The 23,862-nt window shown below is 49.2% G+C and carries 20 protein-coding genes and 1 other RNA gene; 2 read left to right on the plus strand and 19 right to left on the minus strand.

Annotated elements, in window-relative coordinates; genetic code table 11:
- Positions 1 to 9: 9 nt before the first annotated feature.
- The 7 genes from SB752_RS08015 to cymR form a co-directional block, all read right to left on the minus strand.
- Positions 10 to 216, minus strand: a complete 207-nt coding sequence (locus tag SB752_RS08015; protein ID WP_049737968.1) for a hypothetical protein — start codon at positions 214 to 216, stop codon at positions 10 to 12.
- 25 nt (positions 217 to 241) lie between these two features.
- Positions 242 to 730, minus strand: coding sequence for a PRC-barrel domain-containing protein (locus SB752_RS08020; RefSeq protein WP_410715167.1), 489 nt, complete (start codon positions 728 to 730; stop codon positions 242 to 244).
- A gap of 81 nt (positions 731 to 811) precedes the next feature.
- The gene (gene recD2 / locus SB752_RS08025) at positions 812 to 3,076 is read right to left on the minus strand and encodes an SF1B family DNA helicase RecD2 (protein ID WP_410715168.1); all 2,265 of its coding nucleotides are present in this window, start codon (positions 3,074 to 3,076) and stop codon (positions 812 to 814) included.
- Positions 3,077 to 3,160: 84 nt separating this feature from the next.
- Entirely contained in the window at positions 3,161 to 4,825 is a 1,665-nt protein-coding gene (locus tag SB752_RS08030) for a methyl-accepting chemotaxis protein (protein ID WP_410715169.1), read from the minus strand.
- A gap of 182 nt (positions 4,826 to 5,007) precedes the next feature.
- Positions 5,008 to 5,076 carry a DUF4183 domain-containing protein gene (locus SB752_RS08035; protein WP_410715451.1) on the minus strand — a complete coding sequence of 23 codons (69 nt, stop codon included), beginning with the start codon at positions 5,074 to 5,076 and terminating at the stop codon, positions 5,008 to 5,010.
- Between the two features lie 236 nt (positions 5,077 to 5,312).
- Positions 5,313 to 6,461: a cysteine desulfurase family protein gene (locus SB752_RS08040; RefSeq protein ID WP_410715170.1), complete on the minus strand. Its 1,149-nt coding sequence runs from the start codon at positions 6,459 to 6,461 to the stop codon at positions 5,313 to 5,315.
- Between the two features lie 41 nt (positions 6,462 to 6,502).
- Positions 6,503 to 6,922, minus strand: a complete 420-nt coding sequence (gene cymR / locus SB752_RS08045; RefSeq protein WP_410715171.1) for a cysteine metabolism transcriptional regulator CymR — start codon at positions 6,920 to 6,922, stop codon at positions 6,503 to 6,505.
- A 104-nt stretch (positions 6,923 to 7,026) separates the two neighbouring features.
- Between cymR and SB752_RS08050 the strand changes: the two genes are divergently transcribed.
- A complete protein-coding gene (locus SB752_RS08050; RefSeq protein WP_410715172.1) occupies positions 7,027 to 7,200 on the plus strand; it encodes a hypothetical protein in 174 nt (57 codons plus the stop codon).
- 34 nt (positions 7,201 to 7,234) lie between these two features.
- On the opposite strand, the gene SB752_RS08055 is transcribed toward SB752_RS08050, so the two are convergent.
- The 7 genes from SB752_RS08055 to SB752_RS08085 form a co-directional block, all read right to left on the minus strand.
- Positions 7,235 to 8,575 (minus strand): replication-associated recombination protein A, encoded by a 1,341-nt coding sequence (locus SB752_RS08055; protein ID WP_410715173.1) that lies wholly within the window; start codon positions 8,573 to 8,575, stop codon positions 7,235 to 7,237.
- 6 nt (positions 8,576 to 8,581) lie between these two features.
- Entirely contained in the window at positions 8,582 to 9,337 is a 756-nt protein-coding gene (locus tag SB752_RS08060) for a tRNA threonylcarbamoyladenosine dehydratase (protein ID WP_410715174.1), read from the minus strand.
- Positions 9,338 to 9,405: 68 nt separating this feature from the next.
- Positions 9,406 to 9,587, minus strand: a non-coding RNA gene (gene ssrS, locus SB752_RS08065) — 6S RNA.
- Between the two features lie 52 nt (positions 9,588 to 9,639).
- Positions 9,640 to 11,430 (minus strand): aspartate--tRNA ligase, encoded by a 1,791-nt coding sequence (gene aspS / locus SB752_RS08070; protein ID WP_410715175.1) that lies wholly within the window; start codon positions 11,428 to 11,430, stop codon positions 9,640 to 9,642.
- Between the two features lie 24 nt (positions 11,431 to 11,454).
- Positions 11,455 to 12,735: a histidine--tRNA ligase gene (gene hisS / locus SB752_RS08075; protein WP_410715176.1), complete on the minus strand. Its 1,281-nt coding sequence runs from the start codon at positions 12,733 to 12,735 to the stop codon at positions 11,455 to 11,457.
- 471 nt (positions 12,736 to 13,206) lie between these two features.
- Positions 13,207 to 14,724, minus strand: a complete 1,518-nt coding sequence (locus tag SB752_RS08080; protein WP_410715452.1) for a coproporphyrinogen III oxidase — start codon at positions 14,722 to 14,724, stop codon at positions 13,207 to 13,209.
- A gap of 100 nt (positions 14,725 to 14,824) precedes the next feature.
- On the minus strand, positions 14,825 to 14,995 hold the full coding sequence (locus tag SB752_RS08085; RefSeq protein WP_289135424.1) for a hypothetical protein: 171 nt from the start codon (positions 14,993 to 14,995) through the stop codon (positions 14,825 to 14,827).
- Between the two features lie 241 nt (positions 14,996 to 15,236).
- Between SB752_RS08085 and SB752_RS08090 the strand changes: the two genes are divergently transcribed.
- On the plus strand, positions 15,237 to 17,096 hold the full coding sequence (locus SB752_RS08090) for an N-acetylmuramoyl-L-alanine amidase family protein (protein WP_410715177.1): 1,860 nt from the start codon (positions 15,237 to 15,239) through the stop codon (positions 17,094 to 17,096).
- 113 nt (positions 17,097 to 17,209) lie between these two features.
- Here SB752_RS08090 and SB752_RS08095 read toward each other — a convergent pair whose 3' ends face one another.
- The 5 genes from SB752_RS08095 to recJ all read right to left on the minus strand — a co-directional run bounded on the left by SB752_RS08095 (position 17,210) and on the right by recJ (position 23,798).
- The gene (locus SB752_RS08095; RefSeq protein ID WP_410715178.1) at positions 17,210 to 17,758 is read right to left on the minus strand and encodes a short-chain dehydrogenase; all 549 of its coding nucleotides are present in this window, start codon (positions 17,756 to 17,758) and stop codon (positions 17,210 to 17,212) included.
- Positions 17,759 to 17,780: 22 nt separating this feature from the next.
- The gene (gene dtd / locus SB752_RS08100; protein ID WP_410715179.1) at positions 17,781 to 18,218 is read right to left on the minus strand and encodes a D-aminoacyl-tRNA deacylase; all 438 of its coding nucleotides are present in this window, start codon (positions 18,216 to 18,218) and stop codon (positions 17,781 to 17,783) included.
- 71 nt (positions 18,219 to 18,289) lie between these two features.
- Positions 18,290 to 20,458 (minus strand): RelA/SpoT family protein, encoded by a 2,169-nt coding sequence (locus tag SB752_RS08105; RefSeq protein ID WP_410715180.1) that lies wholly within the window; start codon positions 20,456 to 20,458, stop codon positions 18,290 to 18,292.
- Between the two features lie 459 nt (positions 20,459 to 20,917).
- Positions 20,918 to 21,430: an adenine phosphoribosyltransferase gene (locus SB752_RS08110; protein ID WP_410715181.1), complete on the minus strand. Its 513-nt coding sequence runs from the start codon at positions 21,428 to 21,430 to the stop codon at positions 20,918 to 20,920.
- Positions 21,431 to 21,443: 13 nt separating this feature from the next.
- Positions 21,444 to 23,798, minus strand: coding sequence for a single-stranded-DNA-specific exonuclease RecJ (gene recJ / locus SB752_RS08115; protein WP_410715182.1), 2,355 nt, complete (start codon positions 23,796 to 23,798; stop codon positions 21,444 to 21,446).
- Between the last annotated feature and the right edge of the window lie 64 nt (positions 23,799 to 23,862).

Here is a 23,862-nt window from a genome sequence, read left to right on the forward strand (position 1 = left end):
TCACATGAATTACATGTTTAACTGAGCGGAAACCGTTTGATCTTCAATAAACAGATCATTGAGCGAATGCAATGAGCCATCTTCCTCTACCTGATAGACAGAAGCAATCTGCTCATTTGTTACGCTCATTTCTATGAAGCAGTTCCAGCAGTAGTACTGATTGGTTCCAATCTTGCCTACATCCTTGGAACTGCAATTCGGGCAAATGACACGCATCACGAATCCTCCCTTTCACGCCTGGCTACGAACAAAAATCCGGCACGATCAGGTTTTCTTCCCCGACAATGACAGCTGATGGTGCGGACAAGCGCTTGCGCCCCTCGGTGAGATCCGCTAACCATCCATTGGATAGTTCGTACCCTACTAGTTTCTCCCAGTTTGCAGAAAAGTAAACATCTTCCAATCTGCCCAGGAGTGTTCCGGAAGCGGTTATAACCGCTTTTCCTTTAAGTTTTGTCTTTCCCGTCACGATGCCGACAGGTTCCGAAACGGCGAGATGAGGTAAGGGCGTGATGGCGTCTTTTCCCGTAACGGTAAGGCAGGTCTCCCCTACCGCATGAATTTGTTCGGTAGGGATATAGGTACCTGGATGGAACCAACCCTGTTCGCTCAGCAAGACTCCTCGTACATGCCAAGTGGAGTCGCAAAGAATGTCACGAACGGTACCAATCGTCTCTCCTGTCTGCAGGCATACGACGGGCAAACCGACTGCATCCATTGCCTTGCGCATGTGGGACATCCCCCTTCCGCTCATTTAGTATCGGGCGAAAAGGATTTGTCCATTCGGCGCAAATGGTTCCAACCATTGTCCTTACTCCTGCTTCAGCCGTTCCTCCAAATAGCTGTATCTGATTCCTTCTTCATCTGTTTCGACAGCTGCACGGAAGGCATCAGGCTCTCCGCACATGATCAGGAAGGATTTGCTCCGGGTTATCCCCGTATAGACTAGCTTGCGTCTGAGCATCCGATAATAGCTTTTGACAAACGGCATGACCACAATCGGAAATTCGCTACCTTGCGATTTATGTACCGAACAGCAATAGGCAAGCGTCAGCTGATGATAATTCGAACGCTTGTACACCACTTCCCGGTTGTCAAAAGCAACGACCAGCATCTCTTCATTCTCGGCATTTTCGTTCGGGAAAAAAATGGCCGCTATCTCACCCATGTCACCGTTGAAAACCTGTTCCTCGGCATTATTTACTAATTGCAAGACCTTGTCGCCTGTCCGAAAAGCCATTTCACCGAATTTAACTTCACGCTTTCCGGCTGTTTTTGGATTAAACAGCTCCTGCAGTTCCTCATTCAACCGATTAACTCCGGCACTGCCTTTATAGATAGGTGCTAAAACCTGTACATCTTTTGCCGTATACCCTTTTTTTACGGCTCCGGAGCAAATTTGTTTCACTGCTTCCGGAACATCTTGTGGCGAACTTGTGAAAAATCGGCGATCCGGAGTTGTATGCAGCAAATCTGCGGGTACTGTGCCTTTACGCACATCATGCGCCAGACGAATAATCGTAGACTCTACTGCCTGCCGGTAAATCTCTGTCAGTTGTGCCAGAGGCAAAAGTCCGGAGCGAATCATATCGAGAAGAACGTTACCTGGCCCTACGGAAGGAAGCTGATCCGGGTCCCCCACCATGATAATTTGCATGTCATCGGGAACAGCACGGAAAAGCTGGTTCGCAAGCCAAATATCGACCATCGACATTTCATCTACAATCAGCAGCCGACCGCGAATGGGATGCTCAGCGTCATGCTCAAAACTCTCTCCTTTGTACCCAAGCAAGCGATGAATCGTCATCGCGGGCAAGCCCGTAGTCTCTGTCATTCGTTTGGCCGCACGCCCCGTTGGAGCCACCAGCACAATCGGAAACGGATTTTCTTCATCGTACTTTTTGAGATCAAGAGAAAGCCCGTGGAGCTGCGAAAACACACGGCAAATCCCGCGAATCACCGTTGTTTTTCCTGTACCAGGTCCACCTGTTAACAGCATCAACCCGGATTTGATCGCCTGTTCAATAGCATCACGCTGTGTCTGGGCATACGTGATGGCCAATTCGTCCTCAACAGCTCCCAGCGCATGATAAAACTCTGAGGCTGGAAAAGACGCAAAAGAATCCCTTTGCGAAAAATGGCGGAGTCGCTTGGCGAGCCCAAGCTCAGCAAAAAACAGGGAGGGCAAATACACTCTTTCATCTTCCCAAGCGATTTTGCTGGCGACAAACATGGCTTCCACAGCGAGTGTGATATCTTCGCTAGAAAACACATGACCCCCGCATTCTTCCAAAAGTTGCAGTGTTTTTTCACAAAGGTCCTCCACCGGCAAGTAGACATGCCCCTCTGAATAGGAGGCTTCCTGCAATATGAACAGGGCAGCTGCCTTGACCCGCTCCTCGGACGAAGCGGCAATCCCTGTCGCACGGGCGATGTCATCCGCTCGCTTGAAGCCGATACCGACGATGTCTTCAATCAGGCGATACGGTTCTTCCGTGAGTACTGTCATTGTCTCTAGCTTGTAGGTCTGATAAATACGCAGCGCCATGTTGACCCCAATGCCGAAGTCGTACAAAAATACCATCGCACTCTCGAGAGAACGATGCTCGATAACCGATTCATAGATGATTTTGGCACGCGACTCGGAAATTCCCTGTATCTCCGCCAAGCGCTCAGGGTAATCTGCAATCACAGTTAACGCATCGACCCCTAGGTGCTCAACGATTCTTTTTGCCATCTTTTTTCCGATGCCCTGGAACAACCCACTCGCCAAATACCGCTCTACCCCAGCCAATGTCTTCGGGGTTTCTCTTTCGTACCGTCTGGCTACGTATTGTTGTCCAAAGCGCGCGTGTGTCTTCCATTCCCCGTAGAACGTATAGAGCTCATCAGGATGCGGACGGGGGAAATTCCCGACAACGACCACTTCCGATTCTTTGATGGATTCGGTAGTCTCTTCTATTTTAAGACGGATAACTCCGTACCACGTTTCTTCATTGTAAAAAATTTCTTGTGCGATAAAGCCGCGTATATACGTCTCGGCAAACAGGGAGATCGTCTGTTGCTGCTCCTCCATCCTACCGCCTCCTAACTAGAACCTTGCATGGAAAAGAAAAATCCACTTTTACGTCAAAGTGGATTTCACGATTGCGCACACGTCTTAAATTGTAAATCGTTTTACTTGTTCTGACAACCGTTCTGCCATTTGGGCCAAGGTTTCAGCTGCTGCTGTCATTTCCTCCGTTGTTGCTGATTGTTCCTCCGAGGCAGCTGCTACCTCCTGCGTGTCATTTGCTGCGGTTTCTGCCAGCTCCGATATCAAGTCTGCATTAACGACCAACCGCTGAGTATCCTGATGAATGGTCTGTGCCGCTTCGTTCATTCGATGCACCTGTTGGCTGACATCCTGGACAGCAACCAAAATTTGTTGAAAGCTCGCGCCTGCCATCGCAACACCGTCCCTTCCCTCGTGGACGGAGCCTGTGGTCGAACCAATCGCCTCTACGGCATCCTGAATGTCTCGATGGATGGAGTGAATCAAATTGGCAATCTCCTCTGCTGCTTGCCCTGATTGCTCTGCCAGCTTGCGCACCTCCTGAGCGACGACAGCGAAGCCTCGCCCTTGTTCACCTGCCCGCGCAGCCTCAATCGCTGCATTTAGGGCGAGTAGATTGGTCTGATCGGAAATTTGCCGAATAATCGAAATGATCCCCATGATCTGCTCAGACTGCGCGCCTAAATCGCGTACGACCAATTCGGTCTGATGGGCATCTTTTGCGATCTGATCCATTTCCTCCACCAGCTCCTTCAGCTTGCCCCCTCCATCCTGAGCCAGTCCGAATGCTTGCGTAGCATCTGCATTTACTCGGTCAGTGGAGGATGCAACCTGCTGGATGTCTTTGCCTATTCGCTGCAGGAAACTCGTTGTTTCTAAGACTGTCTGTTTCTGTTGCTCGGATCCGCTGGCAATTTCAGTGGAGGCGATAGAAATCTGCTCAGAAGCGCGAGCACTTTCTGCGGCACTAGCAGTCAGTTCCTCTGACGATGCAGCCACTTGTTCAGAGACGTGCTGTACCTCGCTTAGCATTTTACTAAAGACATCCATCATTTCGTTGTACATGGCAGACAGCTCGCCAAGCTCGTCTCTCGATCGAACCTCTACTCTCGGAGTCAAATTGCCCGACTCTGCCGATTTCATGACGGTTACGATCTCTTTTAGCGGCCGTACCAGCTTGTTTACGATGAAAATCCCGCACGTAAGAGCTACAATCGCACTGATCAGGTTGAGGAGAAACATCAGTGGTCTGCTGCTTTCAATGGATGTCAACAGGTCGTCCTGATAGCTGCCAATCACGAGTGTCCAGCCATTTTGCAGCTGCTTGTAGGCAGCAACCTTTGTGGCATCCTGAAACACATATTCGATCCAGCCGTTTTTCTTTGCCAGCATCTCCTGTGTGAAACCTTCATGCGCAAGCGATGTATTATGAACAGTTGGATCAGGATGAAAAATCGCTATCCCGTCCTTGTCCAAAATATATGCATAGCCGGTCATCCCATTCGGTTGGTAATAGCGCTCAGCTACCTCCCGGATTATTTCATCAATTTTTTGTTTATTTTGTTCGGCTTGGGCCTCATCCTGTGTATACGCAAATAACTCTCTTGCTTTCATATCCGTTATGTATTGCAAATCAGATACTGTCAGCTCGTACACTGCGCTTCGAGCATTTTCGAACTGGATGAACCCCACAATCATAAGCGGTAGCATCGTGAGAATTAAAATCGTTAAGACAAGCTTGTACCGAATTGAAAAGCGTCTGGAAAACATGTATCTCTTCCCCTTTATGCTGGACCGTACCAAACGGCTCTCTATATTTAGTTCTGAGGAACTATTTCACCCTATCACCAAAATTAACCATAAAAGTGTAAGAAAAACAACTCCTAAATAAAAGCAGATTGCTATAACACTAGCAATCTGACTGTTTCTTCACTAAATTTTCAGATGTTCATTTAGCCCGTAACGGTAACCTCATATAAAATCGGGGGCTGAATCATGCCATTGATATATAGATTGATCAGGGACTTTGTCTATACATGCTCTCACCTTAGCGGATGTCATACGAATATGGTATGTATCCATGACGAAATCGGTCTTGGACATCTACCTACTTCCTTTCAGGAAATAAGCCTCTATCGAGCACACCTTGGCAACTCTTCGATCAGCGACCGCGTTATAATAGAAGGCTTTTTATGCAAAAACCGCTTAGCTCGTCAAGGCGACAAACCAAGCGGTTTATTTTCTATTTTGGATGAAACTAGCGATCACGAACCAGTCGCTGTACGATTTTGGCTACTGATTGCGCAGCCTTTTTGGCTTCTTCCACCGTATTGGTAATTCCAAAGCTGAAGCGAATAGCCGAGTGAGCGATCTCGTCCTCCAAGTGCATCGCTTGCAGAACGTGAGATAGCTCCAGTGATCCTGACGTGCACGCCGATCCACTGGCTGCAGCAACCTGAACCAAATCTAGGTTCATCAGCATCGTCTCAGTATGAATACCAGGAAAGCTGACGTTCAAAATGTGGGGCATTATCTGCTCAGGATGCCCGTTCACATGATAGCGAATACCTTCCTCCTGCCAAACAGCAAGCATCGCTTCTCGCATCTCGTTGTACTTGGAATTACGCTCGTCCACTTCCTCGGCAACAACTTTGGTTGCTTCGGCAAACCCGACAATCCCAGCCAAATTCTCAGTGCCAGCACGGCGTTTTCGTTCTTGGGAGCCGCCATGCACAATTGGTGATATTGGTACCTTTTTCGCCAAATAAAGGGCACCTACTCCTTTTGGCCCATTAATTTTATGGGCTGAAACGGAAAGCATGTCCACAGGCAGCGCTCTTGCATGAACAGGAAGCACACCAAAAGCCTGAACAGCATCCGTATGAAAAATAATGCCGCGCTCTTGCAAAAATGTACCGATTTCTTCAATCGGTTGAATGGTACCTACTTCGTTGTTGCCATACATAATCGACACCAAGACGGTATCTTCCCGTACAGCTTGCTTCAGGTCAGCCAGACGAACCATCCCCGTCTCATCGACAGGCAAATATGTCACTTCAAAACCGACTTGCTCCAAATATTCACACGCATGCAAGACAGCATGGTGCTCGATCTGCGAAGTAATGATATGTTGGCCACGCTCTTTTTGTGCCATCGCTCCGCCAATAATCGCCATATTGTCTGCCTCTGTCCCACCACTTGTGAAAATAAGCGATTGCGGATCAGCGTCCATAAAGGCAGCAATCTGATCTCTCGCTCGCTCAAGTGCCTGGCGTGCTTGTCGGCCTGCACCATGTACACTGGATGGGTTCCCGAACACTTGTGTCAAATAAGGCGTCATGGCCTCGATGACACGGGGGTGGACAGGCGTCGTAGCAGCGTGGTCAAAATACATCATGTCAGACACTCGTCTCACCTTCTACTAGCATTGTAGGTACTTGCTGGAGTCTAAATATAAAACATGTAGTTATTGGCATGTCCATCATCATCAAAGTTGATTAAATCCTGCAACGATGTAGAGTCCAAAACTGCCGAAATGCTATCGCGAATACGCAGCCATAGATGGCGTTTCGCTGGATCTTCTTCCTCGGCAAATTCGACTGGACTAATCGGTCCTTCCAAGACGCGAATCACATCTCCTGCGGAAATTTCTTCTGGCTGCTTTGCCAAAACATAGCCGCCATATGCACCGCGAATGCTTTTTACCAAGCCTGCATTACGCAGTGGTGCAATCAGCTGCTCCAGATAATGCTCGGATAATTCATGCCGCTGGGCGATGCTTCGCAATGAAGTCGGTCCTTCTCCGCAACGATTGGCCAACTCCATCATGATCGTTAGCCCATAACGTCCTTTCGTCGAAATCTTCACGTTTAACAACTCTCCTCTTTATTTCGTTCTACCCACTTCCCTTCGAGGCCTACATGACTTGGCGCTGCAAGGACACACTAGCATCTTAGGGGGGTGAAAGCATAATGGCAACGAACAAACGCCGTGAACGGGGACGTAATCACCCGTCCGAAACCTTGTACGACCAGCCGGCTGGCACGATTGCCCACAAAGCCCGCTACGGAGCCAGTGAGCAAAGCAAGCAGCCAAACGAAAATGGCGACTTGCCGAACAAACCAGGCGGAGATGTGCGTACTTAAATTGTTTACTCCCCCATTATTCGGGGGAGTTTTTCTACGGCAAACCACGCCCATCCATCTTCTGGCGCTCTTCCTGAAAGCGGCGAATATGCCGTTCATAGCCGTGATCCTTTGGCTGGTAGAACGAATAGTTTACACCGTCAGGCAAATACTGTTGCGGCACGTAGCCATACGGATAATTGTGCGGATACAGATACCCCTGACCGTGTCCCAGCTTTGCTGCCCCTTTGTAAGCCGAGTCGCGCAAATGGATCGGCACCTGCTTGTGACCATCTGTCCGAATGCGATCCAGGGCGGAATTGATGCCGTTGTACGCTGCATTACTTTTAGGTGCGGTAGCTAAATACGTGGTTGCCTGTGCCAAAGGAATTCGTCCCTCTGGCATCCCTACCAGCTCAACTGCCTGAAAACACGAAATCGCCACGGAGATGGCTTGCGGATCGGCATTTCCAATGTCCTCGGAAGCTGAGATGACCAGTCTGCGTGAAATGAACCGTGCATCCTCGCCCGCATCAATCATTCTTGCCAGCCAATAGAGTGCGGCATCCGGATCAGATCCCCGAATCGATTTGATAAAAGCAGAAATCGTATCGTAATGGTTATCCCCGCTTTTGTCATACCGGACGGCTCTGCGCTGAATGGACTCCACTGCTACATCCAGAGTTACTGTGATGTGACCATCAGAGCCTTGTCTTGTCGTAGTCACAGCCAGCTCCAACGCATTGAGCAATCTGCGCGCGTCACCTTCCGCGTATTGGATCAGATGCTCCGCCGCTTCTGGTTCAACCGTAACGGACAGCTCAGCTAATCCGTTTTCTTCATCCTCGAGGGCTCGATCCAGCACCTGCTTCAATTCCTCATGGTTGAGGGACTGAAGGGAAAAAATTTGCGATCTAGATAAAAGTGCAGGATTCACCTCAAAAAACGGATTTTCCGTCGTCGCGCCTATGAGTGTAATCGTTCCTTCCTCCACATACGGAAGAAGTGCATCCTGCTGGGACTTGTTAAACCGATGAATCTCGTCCACAAACAGGGTTGTTCTTTGTTGGTCCATGACCAGTCTTTCCTTGGCCGCGTCCACTACCTTGCGAATGTCCGCTACGCCTGCCGTTACCGCATTTAACTCTGAAAAATGCGTTCGAGTTGAGCGAGCAATCACTTTTGCAAGCGTCGTTTTTCCGGTTCCCGGAGGCCCGTAAAAAATGACAGAGGACACCTGATCGGCTTCAATCGCACGGCGCAACAGCATTCCAGGCGCCAAGATGTGAGACTGGCCTATGACCTCCTGAATGGACTTCGGTCGCATCCGAGCAGCTAATGGTTTCTGTTTGCCGCCTCCCTCTTGGTCGTAGGCAAACGTAAAAAGATCATTCATGGTTCACTATCCTTTTGCCGGCTGCCAATCCAACAAATCTCGTACCACGACGCTGGCTAGTATCAATCCAGCAACAGATGGAACGAAAGCATTACTCGCTGGAGGCTGCCTCACTTTACTAATCGGTGAATCCGGGTTGGAAACGATTTGCTCACGAACATCTGAGCGCACCGTAACCGGGATTTCTCTTGAGTAAACAACCTTGACGCCTTTATAAATACCGTTTTTACGCAGCTCGCGACGAATGACCTTGGCAATCGGATCATAGCTCGTCTGTGAAATATCCGCCACCTCGAAGCGCGTCGGGTCCATTTTGTTCGCGGCACCCATGCTTGAGACAATAGGAATGCCCAGTCGTTTTGCTTCCTGGATCAAATGCAGCTTGGCAGACATCGTGTCCATCGCATCTACGATGTAATCCAGCTCATGTGCAAAAAACTGATCAGCCGTTTCCGCATTGTAAAACATGTTTAGTGTGACAACCTCGCACTCGGGATTAATCGACGCAATGCGTTCTTTCATCAGCTCTGCCTTTTTTTGTCCAACTGTATTCAGGGTCGCGTGGATTTGACGGTTGATGTTCGTAATATCTACGGCATCCTTGTCTACCAAAACCAGCTTGCCCACGCCAGTCCGTGCCAGAGCTTCTACTGTGAAGGAGCCGACTCCGCCCACTCCCAGAACTGCAACGCGGCTATTTTTCATTTTTTCCAAACCTTCGGGACCGAAGGCCAATTCACAACGGGAAAATTGATGAAGCATCGCAAAATTCACCTTTCATTCATACACGAGATTATTGTCAATCGGAAAAGTAGGATTCAAGAGAAAAAAGGAGCCCCATTATGCCGTGTTGCTCCTTAGTTTTGAACCTGCTCATCGCAGGTGGGTGTCTTGCCGAACTGTTACAGACGTCCACTCACTGGAGGCATGCCTTTACAATAACGGACGAAAAACTCCCTAAAAAAACTTTGTGGCTCAAAACTATCGGATGTCACGAACATCGCAGGGCTTTGACTTTAAGTATTACCAATGTATCAAAGAGCAATGCAGCTCTGCAAGTTCTATTACGCTTCTACCTTTTCTTCTTCTGTTACTGTAGTGGCGATGGAGAGCTCCTCCAATTGCTTTGGAGCAACTACATCTGGTGCATTGACCATCAGGTCGCTAGCGCTTGCTGTTTTCGGGAATGCAATGACTTCGCGCAGGTTCGTGCGTCCAGCCAAAAGCATGATCAAGCGGTCCAGACCGAGCGCGATACCACCATGTGGAGGAGTTCCGTATTCGAATGCATCCAGCAGGTGACCAAATTGTGCACGTGCTTCCTCTGGAGTAAAGCCAAGTGCCGCGAACATTTTTTCTTGGACGTCGCGCTTGTAAATCCGCATGGAGCCGCCACCCAGCTCATAGCCGTTCAGGACCATATCATACGCTTGAGCGCGGATTTGACCTGGATCAGTGTCAAACAGGTGCAGGTCTTCGTCTTTTGGACGAGTGAACGGATGGTGCAAAGCTACATAACGTTTTGCGTCTTCATCCCACTCCAAGAGCGGGAAGTCCACAACCCAGAGGAACGCGAATTTGCTTTGGTCGATCAGACCCAGCTCAGCACCCAGCTTGGAGCGAAGCGCGCCCAAAGCGTCAGCTACTACTTTTGGTTTGTCAGCTACGAACAGGAGCAGGTCGCCGTCTTCTACAGCCAGGCGTTGTTTCAATTGGTTGATTTCTTCTTCTTTAAAGAACTTGGCGATTGGTCCTTTTACCTCGCCATCGTTGAAGCCGATGTAAGCGAGACCTTTGGCACCATAACGAGCTGCGAATTTTTGCAGATCGTCTGCCTCTTTACGGGAGTAATGACCGCAGCCTTTTGCGTTGATCGCTTTTACTTGGCCGCCGCCTGCTACCACACTTGCAAAAACTTTGAAATCGCTAGTTGCCACGATGTCTGCAACATCTGTCAGCTCCATGCCAAAGCGCACATCTGGTTTGTCAGAGCCGTAGCGTCCCATCGCATCTGCGTAAGTCAGGCGCGGGAATGGAGTTGGAACATCCACACCGAGTGTTTGCTTGAATACGTGAGCGACCATCTTTTCCATCATTGGCAAGATTTCTTCCATCGACAGGAAAGAGGTCTCGATGTCCACCTGTGTAAATTCAGGCTGACGGTCAGCGCGCAAGTCTTCGTCACGGAAGCAGCGTACGATCTGATAATAACGCTCTAAACCGGATACCATCAGAAGCTGCTTGAATTGCTGTGGCGATTGCGGCAGTGCGTAGAATTCGCCTGGATGCACGCGGGATGGAACCAGATAGTCACGAGCACCCTCAGGTGTGCTCTTTGTCAGCATTGGTGTTTCTACTTCCACAAAGTCGTTTTCGTCCAGGAAATCGCGGAATGCTTTAGATGCCTTGCTGCGGAGCAACAGATTGCGCTGCATTTCCGGACGGCGAAGGTCGAGATAGCGGTATTTCAAGCGAACCTGCTCATCTACATCGATATCGTCTTCGATTTGGAAAGGAGGGGTTTTCGCTTCGTTCAAGATTTGGATGTCATCGATGTGAACCTCGATTTCACCTGTTACCAGCTTCGGATTAATCGCTTCTGGTGCGCGGTTTACTACTTTACCTTTTACAACCAGAACGTATTCACTGCGAACTTTATCTGCCTTTTCCCATGCTGCTTTGTCATGCTCCGGGTTGAATACGATTTGCACGATACCAGTACGGTCGCGGAAGTCAATGAAAATAACACCTCCGAGGTCACGACGCTTTTGTACCCAACCATTCAGTACAATTTCCTGTCCTACGTGTTCTTTTGTTACTTTTCCGCATTCTACGGTACGATATTGCCAAGACATTTTGATATCCCCCACTCGATTGTTTTAGTTCGTATGGTTTCTTTTTTCATTCAGCGCGGCAACAAGCTCATCTTGCTTGATCTCTTGCTGCTCACCTGTACCCATTTCTTTTAAGAGTACAGTGCCGTTTGCCAGCTCTGTTTCGCCAATGATTGCCGTAAAACGGGCAGACAGTCGATCGGCTTGCTTCAGCTGTGCTTTCATTTTGCGATCCAGATAGTCGAGCTCAGCTGCGATTCCTGCTTGGCGGAGCTGATCCACCAGCACGAATGCTGCGGTTTTTGCCTCTGGTGATTGCACTACTACGAAGCAGTCGATGCCTCCTGCAATCGGAAGCTGTACACCTTGCTTTTCCAATGCGAGCAGCAAACGCTCGATACTGAGCGCAAAGCCGATGCCAGGCATATCGTCTCCGCCCAGCTCTGCAACCAGTCCGTTGTAGCGACCGCCGCCACACAGCGTTTCCACCGCACCGATTTCTGCCATTTTGATCTCAAACGCTGTCAGTGTGTAGTAATCGAGACCACGCACCAGACGCGGATTGACGTGGTATGGAATATCCAGTGCTGTCAAATAGCCTTTTACCGCTTCAAAATGCGCCGCAGACTCTTCGCTTAAATAATCGAGAATAGACGGAGCATCTTTGGTTAGCGACTTGCATTTTTCATTTTTGCAATCGAGGACGCGAAGCGGATTTCGGTCAATACGCGATTGGCAATCCTCGCAAAGCTCTGAGCGAACCCCGTTCAAGTGAGCCAGCAAATGCTCGCGATGACGAGCCCGGTCTTCCAGTGTTCCTACACTGTTCAGCTCCACGCTTAGTCCAGTCAGTCCCAGCTCCTGATACAGACGAATAGCCAGACCAATGACTTCCGCATCAATCGCTGGATCGCTTGAACCAATTGCTTCTGCCCCAAACTGAACAAATTGACGATACCGTCCCGCTTGTGGACGTTCGTGACGAAACATTGGACCCAAATAGTACAGCTTTGTCGGTTGGTTCGGCACACCGTACAATTTGTTTTCGACGTAGGAACGAACTACCCCAGCCGTACCTTCCGGGCGAAGTGTGAGAGCGTCCGTACTCCGTGGATTGGCTACGCTGTACATCTCCTTTTCCACGATATCCGTCGTTTCGCCTACCCCGCGCTGGAACAACTCTGTGCTCTCAAATAGCGGAGTACGAATCTCCGCATAGTTGGAGCGGCGGCAAAGATCTCGTGCTTTGGCCTCAACGTAGTGCCAAAGCTCTACCGTTCCAGGCATAATATCCTGTGTACCGCGGGGGATCTGAATTCTTGTCATTCCCATCGAACCTCCATGTCTTTTGAAAAACTTGGGCTACGCCAAACCTCCAGGATCAGAGGACTCATTTATCCAAGCAAATAAAAAAGTCCCCCGTCTCCTGACATTTAGCTAATCGCCGCATGTCAGGGACGAGAGACTGGTTATATACTCCCGTGGTGCCACCCTGTTTGAATAGCCTGTTGTTTCCTGAAAGGCTATCCCACTTATTAGCCGTTAACGCCGGCGCACGCCTGCCAGTTACTCAGCGAAGATGCTCTTCTGCCGTTCACTGCGGTCTTCGGGGATGTCATTCACCAAGCCGTTATACGAAAGCACTCTCAGCCACGGCGCTCTCTCTCTGGTTATCCGGTTCCTGGATACTTGTTCCCGTCATCAGATCAATACTTATTCAAAAAGCTTATTGTGAATCATAGCAAACCAGCAGGCACGCGTCAACAGGCGCTCCATAAAACTTTTTTTATACTGGATTTACTGATCCTGTGAAACCGTCTGTTTTCCGAAATAGATCTCATCCAGATCACGCTGCTTATTTTCCACGAGCACCTTATACGTGTCGTTATATGTCTTCGGGTCCTTCGGATTCGGAAAACGCGACAGCTTGCCGCTTCCCGGTGCCATCAGCTTGGAGACTGCTCCACAGCCCAGCCCCAAAATCGTTTGAACCTCTTCCATGATCATGATGTTGTAGATGCTTTCCTGCCCGGGCTTCGCATAACCTACATTCTCCAGGTTACCCAAGATGTTTTTTTGGCGATACAGGTAGTACGGATCATAGCCGTGAGCAGCAGTCCAAGCCGAAGCCATGTCCATCATCTTGCTGATCTCCTCGCGGCTGGCTACCTTGTAACGTTCTTTGTTCTGCGTCATTTCCGAAGCCCGCTTGAACGAAAGCGTATGAACGGTAAGTGATGCTGGCATCAGCTTTTCCACCTCTTGCAGGCTATGCGCAAGCTCTGCCACACCTTCATTCGGAAGACCGATGATTAAATCCATATTGATATTGGAAAGACCCATCTCCATGGCCAAATGATACTTCTCGATTGTCTCCTCGACAGTATGGTGGCGACCGATCGCTTGCAAGGTTTCCTGCGTAAACGATTGAGGGTTGATGCTAATGCGATCTACCTCCCAGCGCTTCATCACGTCCAGCTTTTCCCTGGTGATGGTGTCGGGTCGACCTGCTTCTACGGTCAATTCGCGCACATCAGCCATGTTAGGGAATGCTTCATGCATCGTTTCGAACAATCGGTTCATATCATCGGCCGTGATGCTCGTTGGTGTCCCACCACCAAAATAAATGGAAGTTATTCGCTGGTTATTTTCCCGCAGCCACTTGCCCATATGCTCGATCTCATAATGCAGTCCTTCCAAAAACGGATTTACGGACGCAGTATGACTTCGAATGGCGTACGCAGGAAACGTACAGTACGCACACTTCGTCGGACAAAAAGGAATGCCAATATAGACAGACAGCTCACGGTCAATCTGATACAAATCCGGTACAACCGCAAGCTGCTTGTCGACGATCTCTTGCAGCAGCTTGAGCTTGTAAGGACGCAAAATCACATCCTGCTGAAGGCGGCGATGGGCATCCTCTCTGTGGACACCCGCAGCGTTTAGTTGATGAAGCAGCTTGGTTGGGCGTATTCCGGTCAAAATGCCCCAACCTTGCTCAATGCCTGTATATTCCTCCAGCATCAACAAGAGCGCATAGCAAAGCGCCTGCTTGGCTGTTTTGCGCATCGCTTTTTCATCACGAGCTACATACGACCGATTTACTTGATGAGACAAACGTTTTGAACCATCGAACAGCTCTCCTGTAGCCAAAACGCCATCATCCTGTACCGTCAAAGCGAGCTTTATTTTCAAGTCAGCTTCACTCGTCCATTCTGGAACAAAGACAAGCTGCGGATCTTCGTAAAACAAGGCGAGAATCAGCGATAGCTCTCGCTCAAACGCGTGTCCTACGCATGTAATTTGGATCATGGAGTTCACCTGCTTTTTCAAAATGCCACTCCTCATCTTAGCTGACGGCGACAGTCATGGTCAACTATCCAAGTGGCACGACAACAAGCAAGCTCTCCCATCACTTCCTTTTTTTGCGCAAATGCTGAACATCTCGGACACTTGGTGTAAATTCCTTTGACAGCTCCACATCGTTTAAAGAAGCGTCTTTTTCCAAAAAATCATGAAAATCGACAGAGAAAAATTTTCGATTCACTTCCTGTGCAAAAGTTTCTTTGTTAGACTGCCTCATGCAAAATTCCTCCTGAATGCTCTATCTACTGCTTCTATTATTGCCTTCAACTGGGAAAAGCAATCTGGAAAATAGTGAGGAACTTTGTCGGATGATGCAGGAAAAAGCAGGATATAGGGAGAAGTGATTACTTTGCCAAAAACATGTAAGAGAAGTTGTTCAAAAAAGGTGCTGAAAAGCCAACTTTTTGAACACGCATTAAGACATATTTTGGTTCGCACGAGGAAATTAAAGTGAAAGGATGTCTATCGTGTTTGTTCGTCAAAAGATCCTGAAGACCCTCCTGACTTTTCTATGTGCCATCTCCATCCCCGTCTCTACAGCTTGGGCCGCTGGTTCTGTTCAGGTTACCGTGGACAAGCTCAATGTCCGTTCAGGTCCAAGCCTTCAGGACACTGTCGTCACCACTCTGCCGAACAAGACTGTATTGTCTGTGGTCTCCACCAAAAATGATTGGGTTCAAGTGAAGCTGCCAAATGGTCAAACAGGTTGGGTCGCAAACTGGCTAGTAACGACTCAGCAGCAAGCTTCTACTCCTACCGCTACCGCACAAGTGGAAAGCACGACCACCAATCTCAATGTACGCTCTGGTCCCGGACAAACGAATGCGGTTGTAGGAACCATCAACCCTGGCACTCGCTACAACATCGTACAGAAGAACGGAGAATGGATTCAAATCCAGCTCACTGCCCAAAGCAAAGGCTGGGTAGCGTCCTGGTTAGTTAAGGAAAGCTCATCTGGACAAGCATCCAAGCCTCCGAATACTCCATCTGGCGGCGGTACAACAACCACTGCCCCATCCACTGGCGGAACTCAGGCAACCAAGCCACCCGCGGTGCAAGGTGCCAGTCTGACGTTGCAATACGCACCCTATGTTTACGCAACACCAGATGCCACTACTCCCGCTATCGGACAGCTCCATGCCGGGGAAACAGTAAAAGTCATCACGAAGCAAAACGGTTGGATTCAGTTCCCATACGATGGTGTAAACGCATGGTTCACAACCGAGCAAGCACCGAATCCAAACGCAGAGCTGGATCCTGGCACACCACCGACAGATGTTAATTCGGGAGCACAACCGGGACAGCCTTCAACAACTACACCGGCCAAGCAAACAGCTACCGTGCAAACAGACGGACTGAATTTGCGAAGCGAAGCCAATACGTCAAGCTCGATTTTGGCCACGCTCGCAGTCGGCAGCAGTCTGACTGTTTTGGAGAAGCAGGGCGACTGGTACCGCGTCCAGACACCAGCAGGACAAACAGGCTGGGTCGCAGGCTGGCTGATCAGCGTATCGCAGCCGACTATGCCGACACCAAGCGGTCCGTATGTCACAATCGTCAATCCAGATACGAATGTACGATCTGGCCCCAGTACCGAGCATGAAATTCTCAAGCGAGTGCAACCGGGCGAAAAATATAGCATTGAGGGCAAAGAAGGAGAATGGTTCCAAGTCAAGTTCACAGACGGCTCATCCGGATACATCGCTGGTTGGCTCGTTTCAGCAAGTGGTGTACCTGCGGTTATCCGCGGCAATGAGCTTGTTGGAAAAATCATCGTTGTCGATGCAGGCCACGGTGGTAACGACAATGGTGCAACCGGCTCCAGCTTCTCTACTTTGGAAAAAACAGTGAACCTGCAGGTCGCTCTCTTGCTCAGAAACAAGCTGCAGTCTTCGGGAGCAAATGTCATTATGACTCGCGCTGACGACCGCAAGCTGACGCTTCAGCAGCGCGTAGATGTGGCAGTTAACAACAAGGCAGATATATTTGTCAGCGTTCACCACAATACGCATCCAAATACAGCGACAAACGGCTCCATCGTCTTTTTCTACAATCAGGGCAACTCCAGCAAGCTCGCTTCCCTGGTTCAAAATGAGCTTGTCAAAGCAACGAGCTACAAAGATTTGCAATCCCGCTTTGGCGACTATTTTGTCCTTCGGGAAAACTCCGTCCCATCGATTTTGGCGGAGATTGGATTCCTCTCCAACTACAATGATGAGATACGGGTTCGCTCGGAGAAACAGCAGGATTTAGCTGCCGAGGGCTTATACAAAGGGATTATTCAGTACTTCAATTCGTTAAACCCACAGGGCGGCTAATGCTGCTTATGAAATGAAATACAAAACCCCAGTAGAAACATCACTACGATCACTTTAGTGTGTGCTTGCTACTGGGGGTTATTTTTGTATGCGGCGAACGGACTCACAATCAATTATGAGGGGCGCTTATCCCAAGGCTCCACACTACCCACTATGTTTTGCGGCTCTTTTGACTGGATGGCGGAGATGACTCCCTGTGCAATCTCCTCGTTGGTCAGCCAGCGTGAGCCTTTTTCCTCGCAAACGAATCCGAGAATAATGCGATGATAGCTACAGCCCGCGACTTCTTGTACAAGCGGAGGGTGTATCCACGCTCGGCTTCCGCATACGTGATAGAGGCTCCACTTCTTTTTCTGACGGCAGAGTACTTGTTGGATGGTTGATATGGCCTCTGGAGCTGTACTATGTATCCAGGCTACTACTAGCTCTATATGCTCTTGCTCGGCCATCAGCTGTTCCATCGCTTCACACAGTTGATCAGTCTGTCCGTAATCGAGAGGAAGCAACGTAAATAAATGCGGATAGCCAGAACCATCTCGCACTCGCTCAAGTCTAGCTTGATCTCTCCCGACCACGGTTACCTGATAGCCTTGCACCGCTAGCCAACGTGCCACTTCTGTCAACATCCCGCTAGCGCCGACCACCAATGCACGCACGACCATCCCCCCTAATCGACTTGATTCATTACGACTCTACAATCAATGTAACAGGTCCATCATTTATCAGGGCAACATCCATCATTGCTCCGAAACGCCCTGTTTCCACATGCAGCCCTTTTTCACGCAGCTTCTTGTTGAACAGCTCGTACAGTGGCTCAGCTTGTTCCGGACGTGCTGCCGCCATGAAGTTAGGGCGTCTCCCTTTCCGGCAATCACCGTAGAGCGTGAATTGAGATACAGACAAAATTTGACCACCCATTTCCAGAACAGAATGATTCATTTTTCCCTCTTCATCTTCAAAAATACGCAGATTGGCGATCTTGTCCGCGACGAACTCAATGTCCTTTTCGCTGTCCTCATGTGTTATTCCTACCAATAGCATCAAGCCATGGGGAATTTGTCCAACTACCTCGCCTGCTACTGTTACGCTTGCCTCTTTGGATCGCTGTACAACTACTCTCATGAATGATTATCCTCCTATCATGCCTTACGATTGAAACGACTGAAAACAAGAACACCCAATCCACATTGGGATCAGGTGCTCAATATCCGGCGAACCGAATAAATATCTTTGATGCGCTTGATACGCTCCACTACTTTTAGCAAATGATCCACGTTGCTGATCGAAATCGTCATGTGAATGGTCGCAACCCGATTTTTATCCGCTTTGCCGCTGACGGCAGCAATATTTGTTTTGGTCTCTGCGACTACCTGCAGGACATCGTTTAAAAGCCCGCTCCGATCGTTGCCCGTAATCTCGATTTCCACGTTGAAATTGTGCTTGAAGTCCGTGTCCCACTCAACATCGATCAAACGCTCCGAGCATTCATCCGCCAGCACATTCGGACAGTCAAGACGATGCACCGAAACCCCACGGCCTCGTGTAATAAAGCCGATGATCTGGTCACCTGGGACAGGCGTACAGCAACGGGAAATACGTACTAAGAGATTGTCTACGCCGCGGACCTTGACCCCTGATTCACTTTTTGCCTGATGCGCTGGATTCGGTTTGACCTCTGGAATCGTCGGATTCTGCTCTTCGCGTTCGCGACGCAGCTTGTCAACCAAACGTGTGGCAATCTGTGATGCCGTAATCCCGCCGTATCCGACAGCGGCAAACATGTCTTCTGCCCCTTGGAAGTTAAAGCGAGCTGCGGCTTCTTTGAGGTTGGCATCGGTCATGGCATCCTTCACATCAAAGCTGCGTGCCTTGACCTCCGTTTCCACCATTTGCTGACCTTTTGCAACGTTTTCTTCCCGCTTTTCCTTTTTAAACCATTGTTTAATTTTGTTGCGGGCATGTGCTGACTTGGCCATTTTCAGCCAGTCCTGACTTGGTCCGTACGAATGCTTCGAGGTCAGGATTTCGATAATATCGCCCGTTTTCATCGCGTAATCGAGCGGAACAATCTTGCCATTTACTTTCGCACCAATTGTTCTATTCCCGACTGCGGAGTGAATGCGATAGGAGAAGTCGAGAGGTACAGAGCCTTTTGGCAGCTCGACCACGTCTCCTTTTGGCGTAAACACAAATACGGTGTCCGAGAACAAATCCTGCTTGAGGCTCTCCATGAATTCCTGGGCATTGGGAGCTTCCTCAGAACCACCCTCAATAATTTCGCGCAAGCTGCCCAGCTTTTCAGCAAAAGATCCTTGGACGACACTTTGGCCTTCTTTATATGCCCAGTGAGCAGCAATCCCGATCTCCGCTGTCTGATGCATATCCCACGTGCGGATCTGCACTTCCAACGGCTCTCCCTTAGGTCCGATTACGGTAGTATGCAGGGACTGGTACATATTTGTCTTCGGCATGGCGATATAGTCTTTAAAACGGCCCGGCATCGGCTTCCACAACGTGTGCACGATCCCCAAAACGGCATAGCAATCGCGAATGTCGTTCACGATAATCCGCAGCGCCAACAGATCATAAATCTCGTTGAACTGTTTGTTTTGCTTGGTCATCTTTTTAAAGATGCTGTATATATGTTTCGGTCGACCCGAAATTTCTGCTTCAATGTTCAGCTCGCCCAGCTTTTCCTTGATCGTATCAGAGGCTTCATTCAAATAGGCTTCACGCTCAACCCGCTTCTTTTGCATCAGATTGACGATTCGATAGTATTGCTGTGGGTTCAGGTAACGAAGCGAGGTATCCTCCAGCTCCCATTTAACCGAAGCAATCCCCAGTCGATGAGCGAGAGGGGCAAAGATTTCGAGTGTCTCGTCAGATATCTCACGCTGTTTTTCTTCGGACATATGCCGCAGTGTCCGCATGTTGTGCAGACGGTCAGCAAGCTTGATCATGATGACCCGAATATCCTGCGCCATGGCAACCAGCATCTTGCGGTGGTTTTCGGCAAGCTGCTCTTCTTTTGACTTATACTTGATTTTTTCCAGCTTAGTCACTCCGTCAACCAGCAGAGCCACGTCAGGCCCAAACTGCTCGCGGAGATGATCCAGCGTAATCTCAGTGTCCTCTACAACATCATGCAAAAAACCGGCTGCAATCGTTACCGCATCCATATGCAAATTGGCAAGGATACCCGCTACTGCAATCGGGTGCATGATATAAGGCACACCAGACTTTCTCACTTGGCCCTCATGAGCTTTGTGTGCAAGCTGATAAGCACGTGTAATTAAGTCCAAATCCGATTGGGATAAATAAGTGCTTGCTTTTTTTACTACCTCATCAATGCCGGTAATCATAGTTCCCTTCCCTTATCCTCTCATTAGAAAACCTGGCTACGCCTTGCCCTTTGGCAAACAGCCGCGGTTGCACTTATACGAAATAGAAATAATTAGATTCCTATCTGTATAAAAAAGCCTCAATAGAGGCCTGCTCACGGAGGTGCTACCGCGTATTTGCGGAAGATTTGTAGTCGCTTCAGAAAGTGAAAACGTACACAAACTCTCCATTACGATATGAAGCCCCTATCGAGGCTGGTCTTGGCTAGCAAGTGCATTTTTTCGAAACGTCAAGCTTGCTGAACCATCAGGTAGAACATGGGCTCTGATGGAGCTAATCCGAATAAGAAAACTTGGCTATGGTATTTCATCTATTATCTTTTAAGTCGTTCATATTGTAAAGGTGCTTTCCTCTGTAAAGTATGTACAGCCTAAGAAAAAAGAAAAAAACGGGCATATCACCCGCTTTTTTCTCGTCGATTAGTATTGAATCAGGGATTTAATCGGTCTTTCCCCAATTTTTTGACGGCCATCCAGGTAGGTCAGCTCGATAAGAAAAGCGGCCCCTACTACTTTACCGCCCAACTGTTCGATCAGGTTGATTGTGGTTTCGATCGTTCCACCAGTTGCCAGCAAATCATCTGCAATCAGTACACGTTGACCTGGCTGAATTGCATCCACGTGCACAGCCAGTGCGTCTTTTCCATACTCCAAGTCATAGTCCGCCTTAATAGACTCATAAGGCAGCTTGCCCGACTTGCGGATCGGAACAAATCCAATGCCCATCTCATAAGAAAGTGGTGCACCTACTACAAAACCACGTGCTTCTGGACCTGCAATCACATCAGCCTGCACTTCGCGGGCAAACACAGCCAGCTCTTGAATAGCAGCACGATAGGCTGGACCGTCTTTCAACAAGGTGGTAATATCCTTGAAACGGATACCAGGCTGTGGGTAATCAGGAATGACGCGAATATATTGTTTGAAATCCATTGAATAATTCCTCCTAAACGGTGGCAGGCTCCACCAACTGATGAAACGATTGAAGCAAGGCTTCTGAAGATGAAAGTAATAAATCTGTAGCCAGCTGTGATTCCTCTTGCCACCCAGCATAGAGGGCAGAGCTTTCCAGTGGCCGCTTTTCTGTCGAAGTAAGCAAACGGTACTGCTCAGGCTCCTCTGCCAAAAACTCAAGCTCAAGAAAAATTCCAAGCATGCCGTCCAGCATGGGTCTTTTCCACTTTAGCTTGCGTGCCAACGCATCTAGATGAATATGCTTGACGGTAGGCACCTGCACGAAAAACTGATACAGCTCCTTGAAATGTTGACGTCCTGGACAGGAAAGCCGCTCCATTCCCAAATCTGGATCGCCAAACATGCAGTATATCCGCTCTGCCTCTTTTATCTGGGAAAGGATGGCAGCAAAATCAGCACGACGTTTTGGCAGGTCGTACAGAATGACATTTTGGATAGAAGTAAAAACGCTTTCTCTATTTTCATGCCCAAATACAAACAGAGTCTTTGTCTGCTCCTCGGTAGCCTGCGATGCAAGCAAGTCGTAGCTATCTTTGTGGAACAGCACCGTGATAGAGCCTGGTTCCACCGAGAGCTGCTGCCATTTTTGCGCTTTGTCACGGCTCCCCCGCAGGTCAAAGATCTGTTGATGCGGCACCGACAAATCCCGTATCGTCAGCTGCGGCTTGCGGTTTCCGTTCCATTCGTTTACGGAAAGCTCGCCCAAGACTTGGAAGCGTGCTTTTGGCGTCACCTTTTTCGTCACATGCGCCCAGTTAAAACCAATTGCATCGACGGTCGTACCGGATTTGCTCAAGGAGCACTTCAAGTGATTGTCGTCACGTCCAATCGTACGCATCCCTGCAGTCTCTACATCCTCTAGCATTACCAAAGGAGTTGGATTGCCCATCCCATACGGAGCAAGCTGCTCCAGCTGTTCGACTGATTCGAGACTGATTTGGGTAATATCCATCGATACATCCACCTTGGTCAAGGGGATAAAATCGTCTGCAGAAAGCCACTGACCAGCGAGCTCATTCAGTTTTTTGCGCAAAAAATCAAGGTTCTCAACCGGCAGAGTCATCCCTGCTGCCATCGTATGTCCGCCGTAATGAGGCAGCCACTCCTTGCACTCCGTCAGGGCTTCATACATGTCAAAGCCGGCAATGCTGCGAGCAGAGCCTTTCGCCGTTCCTTTTTCCGGATCAATCCCGAGGACAATGGTAGGTCGGTAAAACGTCTCCACGAGTCGTGAGGCGACAATTCCGACGACCCCTACATTCCACCCTTCCTTTGCCACTACCAGCACATTGTGCTCATCTGGCGGATACAGCTCCCTAACCATTTGCACTGCTTCTTCGGTCATGGCTGCAACCAGATCCTGACGATCGCGATTCAAATCGTCCAGAGCCTGAGCACATGCTTCTGCCTCATCCATGTCCTCGGTTGTCAACAGCTTGACAGCTGATTCTGCAGTCTCTAATCGCCCACTCGCGTTTAATCGCGGTCCGAGAGCAAATCCTACATGTCCTGCTGACAGATCACTGTCCGAGAGCCCACAGACACGAATCAACGCTTGCAGTCCAAGATTCCTCGTGTGATTCAAGCGCTTCAGTCCCTCTCGTGCGAGAATACGATTCTCGTCAACTAGCGGAACCAGGTCAGCAATCGTACCCAAAGCCGCCAGATCAGCCAGATGCAGAGGAGGCTCCCCGAGCAAAGCATGACCTAGTTTAAAAGCAACCCCTACTCCCGCCAGCATGTCAAACGGATAGGAACAGCCAGGTTTTTTGGGATTAATCACAGCAAATGCCTCCGGGATGATTGCCGGAGGTTCGTGGTGGTCGGTTACAATTACGTCAAGACCCAGCTGTTTGGCATACTCCACCTGCTCGACTGCACTAATCCCGGTATCTACTGTAATGATCAGCTTGTAACCGCTTTGCTGGAGCTGCGCCAAGGCGTCTTTATGTAACCCATACCCTTCGGTAAAACGGTTTGGGATGTAATAGTCAAACACGGCGCCCAGTTGGCGCAATACATGTACCATGAGTGATGTAGAACTTACGCCATCCGCGTCATAATCACCGTAAATACAAATCGGCTCCCGATCTTTGATGGCCTTTTGAATACGGCGCACGCTTTGTTCCATTCCATCTAGCAAGAACGGATCATGAAATAAATCTGGTCCTGCCTGAAGAAAATCTCGGGCCTTTTGCGATGACTCAATACCTCGAATGACCAGCAGCTTGGATACGAGCGGAGTCAGCTGACATTCATCTGCAATTGTTGCAGCCAATTGTTCATCGTACGTGGCCAGTTTCCAGCGAGTTTTCGCTTTCAGCATGAGCGTTCCTCCAATCCTCATTCATTATAGAGGATGGAGCAGGAGACTGACAACTGCGTAAAAC

The organism is Brevibacillus sp. SIMBA_040, from assembly GCF_046535075.1.
Classification (GTDB): Bacteria; Bacillota; Bacilli; order Brevibacillales; family Brevibacillaceae; genus Brevibacillus.